A 6,040-nucleotide genomic window follows, 5' to 3' on the forward strand; every position below is an offset into this window, starting at 1 on the left:
TTTAGAATTGAGTTTTTAGTCTTTTGTAAATTACCCATGCTCAAACAAAGCGATTTTGTTAGGAATTCGGACACTAATCGAGTAGAGGTGCTTTCCGAAGCACTGCCTTACATTCAACACTTTGCCGGCCGCACGATTGTAGTCAAATATGGCGGTGCGGCGATGAAAGATAGCAATCTCAAAGACAAGGTGGTTCGCGATATTGTGCTTCTAGCTTGCGTGGGGATGCGTCCAGTTGTAGTTCACGGCGGCGGGCCAGAAATTAATATCTGGCTGGAAAAGTTGGGAATTGAGCCGCAATTTAAGGATGGTTTGCGGGTGACTGATGCAGCGACAATGGAAGTCGTAGAAATGGTTTTGGTAGGGAAAGTCAATAAGGAAATTGTTTCGTTAATCAACCAAGCTGGCGGCAAAGCAGTGGGATTGTGCGGCAAGGATGCGAATCTGATTCAAGCTCGTCCGGACGGCCGGGAGGGAATTGGCTTTGTTGGTGAAGTTAGCGGCGTAGAAGTCAACATTTTGGAGTCCTTGGTGAACAGCGGTTATATTCCGGTGGTGTCGAGCGTGGCGGCGGATCAGCGCGGTCAATCTTACAACATTAATGCTGACACCGTAGCCGGGGAAATTGCGGCTGGTTTGGGAGCAGAAAAATTGATTTTGATGACTGATACTGCGGGAATCTTGGAAGATTATCACAAGCCGGAGAGTCTGATTGCTAAGTTGGATATTCAAGAAGCGAGACAGTTGGTTGAGTCGGGAGTTGTGTCTGGGGGGATGATTCCTAAAGTTAATTGTTGTGTGCGAAGTTTGGCTCAGGGTGTGAAGGGCGCTCACATTATTGACGGGCGAATTCCTCATGCTTTGCTGCAAGAAATATTCACGGATGCAGGGATTGGCTCGATGATTGTTGCTTCTGAGTTTAGCGGGGGGAAGTTAAGGCATAAGTAAGGGGTAAATCCTAGCGCGGGGGCTGGTAAGTGAAGGGCTAAATCCTTGCTTTCCCAGTCCCTGCAAGCCCTAATAATGTACTTCGGGAAAATTATTTCAACTAATTTTAACCAAGCTTTGATTTCAGCTTTTTTTTAAGCGCAAGCAAAATTATTAAATTTTTCCATTGTGTTGCTCTTTTCAACTCTGAACAATCTTAAACTCCGACGGCAACTGTTTCAATATTCGACAAATCGCGAGCAGAATCAAGACAAGCAGTTATCTGTTCTTTGGCGATATCTGGAAACTCGTCCACGATCTGAAGTGTTGAACGCTTATTGATAGGATTCTGAAAATAGACATACGAATCCTGTAAACTGCTGATTTCAGCAATTGAAAACAAGTTCCTTTTGGTAGTCGGTACGTTATTGAAGGAGAAATGCTAGCACTAGATGGCAGAAAACCGTTTGTTCGTTCTGTTTGGTCTCAAGAAACCGGAGGCGACAATCCCAGGCTAGTAAGTACCTATCCACCAGATTTAAAAATAAAATGATTCAAGAACTTGATAGCGTTGTTTTAACAATTGATCTGCCAGAAAAAAAGTTAATCCAAGGCGACATCGGCACTGTGGTTTTAGTACATCAAGGTGGCGTAGGATCTGAAGTAGAATTTGTTACCTTGACGGGGAAAACATTAGCTATTTTCTCACTCTTTAGCTCCCAAGTCCCTCTGATAGGTGATAGAGAAATTGCTCACGCTCGAATGCTAGCTTGATCCTGATCTAAATGGAAGCTAAAACATCATGAAAACTCAAGTTTCTTTACCCGAAATAAGGCGACGGAAGAAACGGTATTGCCGTTTGCCTACCCCAAAATAATCGATCGCACTGAGCGCACTTTAAGGATGCAACCATCGACCGATTAATTGTAGGGAAACGGCACTGCCGTGTCCTGATTTCGGGTAAGTTTATAAGTACCAAATTCATTAATTATAAAAAAGTAAAAATCGAGCGCTCTTACATCTCAAATTGTCAAAAAGCGCGATTTAAGGGCGCTCGGATCTAACCATCAACAACACGCCGATGGAGGAAACGGCACTGCCGTTTCCTAATTTATAGCTTACGAATTGCAGCTCATATCCCCAGATAATTGACTGAAACGCACATTTTCCCGGTAGTCAACCGGACAGTCAATCACGCAGGGGACATCTTGAGCCAGCGCTTCCGTCAAGATAGGAATCAAATCGCTGGCCGCTTCCACACGATAGCCTTTTAAACCCATACTTTCGGCAAACTTCACAAAGTCGGGATTGCCAAATTTAACGAAATCTGAATGACCAAATTGATCTTCTTGCTTCCATTCAATTAACCCGTAGCCGCCGTCATTAAAGATGAGAGTCACAAAATTAGTACCGACTCGCAGCGCCGTTTCTAATTCTTGGCAATTCATCATAAAACCGCCGTCGCCGGTGACTGCTACTACTTTGCGATCGGGATAAACGAGTTTTGCCGCCACCGCACCCGGAATTGCAATTCCCATCGCCGCAAAGCCGTTAGAAATCAAACAGGTATTCGGACGATCGCAATGATAGTGTCGCGCGATCCACATTTTGTGAGCTCCCACATCGGATATGACAATATCTTCCGGGCCCATGACTTGCCGCAAATCGTAAATCAGTTTTTGCGGCTTGATCGGGAAACCGTCGTCGGCTGCATACTGTTCGTACCCAGCGCGAATATCCGCCCGCAATTGCTTAGCAAAAGGATCTGTTTTCTCCATGCGATCGGCACGCTGCAAAATCTCATTTAGCGAATCAGAAATATCCCCCACAACTTCTACGATCGGAATATAACTGCTGTCAATTTCTGCTGGCAGAGATCCGATGTGAATTATCGAAATTTTACCATCAGGATTCCATTTTTTCGGCGAATATTCAATTAAATCGTACCCAACAGCAATCACTAAATCCGTTTCTTCAAAAGCACAGCTAATGTAATCCCGCTTTTGCAATCCCGTCGTCCAAAGTGATAAAGGATGAGTGTAAGGAATTACGCCTTTGCCCATAAAAGTATTAGCTACAGGGATATTTAATCGAGTAACAAATTCTGTCAAAGCATCGCTGGCGTTAGCGCGGATAGCGCCGTTTCCTACTAAAAGCAGAGGACTTTTTGCCTTAGAAATTGCTACGGCAGCTTTATTCAGGCTTTGGTAAGCGCCAAAACTTTTTTCGCGGTTGTCTTTAGTTAGCGGATGTCCTTCCACAGGCATCGCCGCGATGTTTTCGGGCAAGTCAATGTGAACTGCACCTGGCTTTTCGCTTTGAGCTACTTTAAAACCTTTGCGGACAATTTCTGCTGTCGTGCTGGGGCGAACAATCTGAGCATTCCACTTAGTAACAGGACCAAACATAGCAACCAAATCTAAATATTGGTGCGATTCTATGTGCATTCTATCAGTGCCGACTTGTCCGGTAATTGCTATTAGAGGAGCGCCGTCTAAGTTGGCATCAGCAACTCCTGTCATCAAGTTAGTTGCGCCTGGTCCCAAAGTAGACAAGCAAACGCCTGCTTTGCCTGTGAGGCGGCCGTAAACGTCTGCCATGAAGGCTGCGCCTTGTTCGTGGCGAGTAGTAATAAATTTAATTGAAGAGTTTCTTAGGGCTTCTAAAACTTCTAAATTTTCTTCTCCAGGAAGTCCGAATACGTATTCTACGCCTTCGTTTTCTAAACATTTGACCAAGAGCTGAGCTGTATTCATTTGCGTTTTTTTACTTTGTTACATCAATTCCGGTTGCACCGGAATGACTGTTGACTGTTGACTGTTGAACAATACCGATACAAGCGGAAACGAGATGAGTGGATGTTTTTTGTTCTCTTCAACTTCTTAGAAAAATACTAAATTGGAATTTTTAACCAATCATTCACAGGTCGCACGCCCGTGCCACAATCAACGCAGATTGATTGAGATATTTTCGAGAAGTTGACGATCGCCCTTATTTTACCCACACTGTTTTAATATTGACAAATTCGTGAATTCCTTGGATGCTCAATTCGCGTCCGTAACCGGAGCGTTTGATGCCACCGAAGGGCAGTCTGGGGTCTGATTTGACTAAGCCGTTGATGAACACTGCGCCGGCTTCTAGTTCGGAAATAAACCGATCGCTCTCTGAGTTGACAGCAGTCCAAGCCGCAGCACCCAAACCAAAGGATGTGCTGTTTGCCAGGGCGATCGCCTCATCGATGCCTGCAACTCGGAATACTAAAGCTACCGGGCCGAAAAACTCTTCTTGACGCGCTGCGGCATCCGCAGGAATATCTGACAGGATAGTTGGCAAGTAGAAGTTACCCGCCTTCTCTGACAGCGGGCGGCCGCCTGTGAGAAGTTTGGCTCCCGATTGGATGCAGGTTTGTACTTGATTGTCCAATTCTTTGAGAATTGCGGGAGTAGCCAAAGGGCCGATATCGGTTTCGGGCAACATTGGATCGCCTACTTTTAATTGCTCGAATTCTTTGACAAATTTTTGGATGAATTCGTCGGCGATTTCTTCGGCTAAAATAAAGCGTTTAGCGCCTATGCAAGATTGACCGTTGTTAAGTATTCGCGATGTTACAGCAGTTGATAAAGCTGCTGCTAAATCGGCGCTGGACATCACAATAAATGGGTCGCTTCCTCCCAATTCCAGCACTACTTTTTTTAAATTTTTGCCCGCATTTGCTGCCAAACTTTCGCCCGCCGGTTCGCTACCTGTGAGAGTTGCTGCTTTGACGCGATCGTCCGCAACTATTTTAGCTACTTTGTCGGCTCCCACTAACAAAGTTTGAAAAACTCCTTCGGGAAAGCCAGCTTCGGTGAAAATTTCTTCAATTTTCAAAGCGCACTGCGGCACGTTGGAAGCGTGTTTGAGCAAGCCGACATTGCCCGCCATTAACGCCGGCGCCGCAAACCGAAAAACTTGCCAAAATGGGAAATTCCACGGCATGACGGCTAAAATAGCGCCCAGCGGCTGGTAGCGGACAAAGCTGCGGCTAGCCTCGGTAGTTGCGGGTACGTCTGCCATAAATTGAGCAGCATTTTTGGCGTAGTAGCGGCAAACTAAGGCGCATTTTTCGATTTCGCCGATCGACCCTTTGAGCGTCTTGCCCATTTCTAGAGTCATCATTTCGGCGTAAATTTCGCGATCTCGCTCCAAGATGTCCGCAGCTTTCTGCATCCACATTGCTCGCTGCTCAAACGGCAGGTGGCGGTATTTACTAAAAGCTTGCTGTGCTAATTCCAGCTTAGCTTCAATTTCCTCATCGGCGATCGGCTCAAAAGTTGAGAGTGTTTCTCCCGTTGCCGGGTTGATAGTAGCAATAGCCATTGTTTCATCTCCTTTTCAAAAAACACAAAACTCCCTTATAGTTTTCAAGCTAGCTGGGAGTTGTTGTATAGATGTATTACAAAATTGGAATTTTACCGCCATACTTTTAGGTCTTCCTAACTTGCAACTCTCCATATTTGTTTAAATGCCTCAATTTTTAATTGTATTATACGGCAAGGGAGCGATCGCAAATCTTAAGAAATTTTGTTATTAAAGTTTATGTTCAGCATCAACCTGGTTAAAACCACCTCCACCTGTTAAACAGACATCTTGCACCATTGTCAAGAACGGGCTCTGGGGCCCGTTCTGTCAAAGAGTGAATTTCTTGTGGGATGGGCCCCAGAGCCCGTCCAGAAAAGGCTTCCACACGAATGGTGCAACATCTGGGTTAAACAGACTTTTCCTCAATGTAATTTTGCACGTAAGACTGATAGTAATACCTGCTGCCCTTATCGTTATTAGCCACCATTCCCAACAGCGGAATCCCTGCCATTTTCAAATCCTCAAAAGCCAACAGCAGCGCCTCCCGCTCAGTTTGATGCAGCCCCACTACCAGCATCAATCCGTTAGTGTGAGCCGCCAACAAATTCGCATCCGCCAAACCCAAAAGCGGTGCAGTATCGTAAATAACTAGGGTTTGCTGAATAATCGATCGCAAACTAAGAACAGGAGTGATCGATATATTCAAGCAGAGTTATATATAAGTTTTTTCGGTATCAAGTCCCCCCAATTATAATTGGGGATTATCTTCAAC

Annotated in this window: 4 protein-coding genes and 2 pseudogenes; 3 read left to right on the forward strand and 3 right to left on the reverse strand. The window is 45.2% G+C overall.

The window, feature by feature from the left end; genetic code table 11:
- The first annotated feature begins 36 nt into the window (after positions 1–36).
- From argB to IQ270_RS14250, 3 genes and pseudogenes are all read left to right on the forward strand, one after another.
- Entirely contained in the window at positions 37–948 is a 912-nt protein-coding gene (gene argB / locus IQ270_RS14245; RefSeq protein WP_193973843.1) for an acetylglutamate kinase, read from the forward strand.
- 391 nt (positions 949–1,339) lie between these two features.
- A pseudogene (locus IQ270_RS32300) lies at positions 1,340–1,480 on the forward strand (DUF6883 domain-containing protein); the annotation flags it as partial.
- A complete protein-coding gene (locus IQ270_RS14250) occupies positions 1,477–1,701 on the forward strand; it encodes a DUF4926 domain-containing protein (protein WP_193973844.1) in 225 nt (74 codons plus the stop codon). The pseudogene IQ270_RS32300 and the gene IQ270_RS14250, both read left to right, overlap by 4 nt.
- Before the next feature lie 344 nt (positions 1,702–2,045).
- Here IQ270_RS14250 and IQ270_RS14255 read toward each other — a convergent pair whose 3' ends face one another.
- The 3 genes and pseudogenes from IQ270_RS14255 to IQ270_RS14265 form a co-directional block, all read right to left on the reverse strand.
- On the reverse strand, positions 2,046–3,683 hold the full coding sequence (locus IQ270_RS14255; RefSeq protein WP_193973845.1) for an acetolactate synthase large subunit: 1,638 nt from the start codon (positions 3,681–3,683) through the stop codon (positions 2,046–2,048).
- Positions 3,684–3,918: 235 nt separating this feature from the next.
- On the reverse strand, positions 3,919–5,286 hold the full coding sequence (locus IQ270_RS14260; RefSeq protein WP_193973846.1) for an NAD-dependent succinate-semialdehyde dehydrogenase: 1,368 nt from the start codon (positions 5,284–5,286) through the stop codon (positions 3,919–3,921).
- Between the two features lie 388 nt (positions 5,287–5,674).
- Positions 5,675–5,920: pseudogene (locus IQ270_RS14265) on the reverse strand (lipopolysaccharide biosynthesis protein); the annotation flags it as partial.
- Positions 5,921–6,040 lie beyond the last annotated feature (120 nt).

Origin of the sequence: Microcoleus sp. LEGE 07076, assembly GCF_015207455.1 — a bacterium.
Classification (GTDB): Bacteria; Cyanobacteriota; Cyanobacteriia; order Cyanobacteriales; family Microcoleaceae; genus Microcoleus.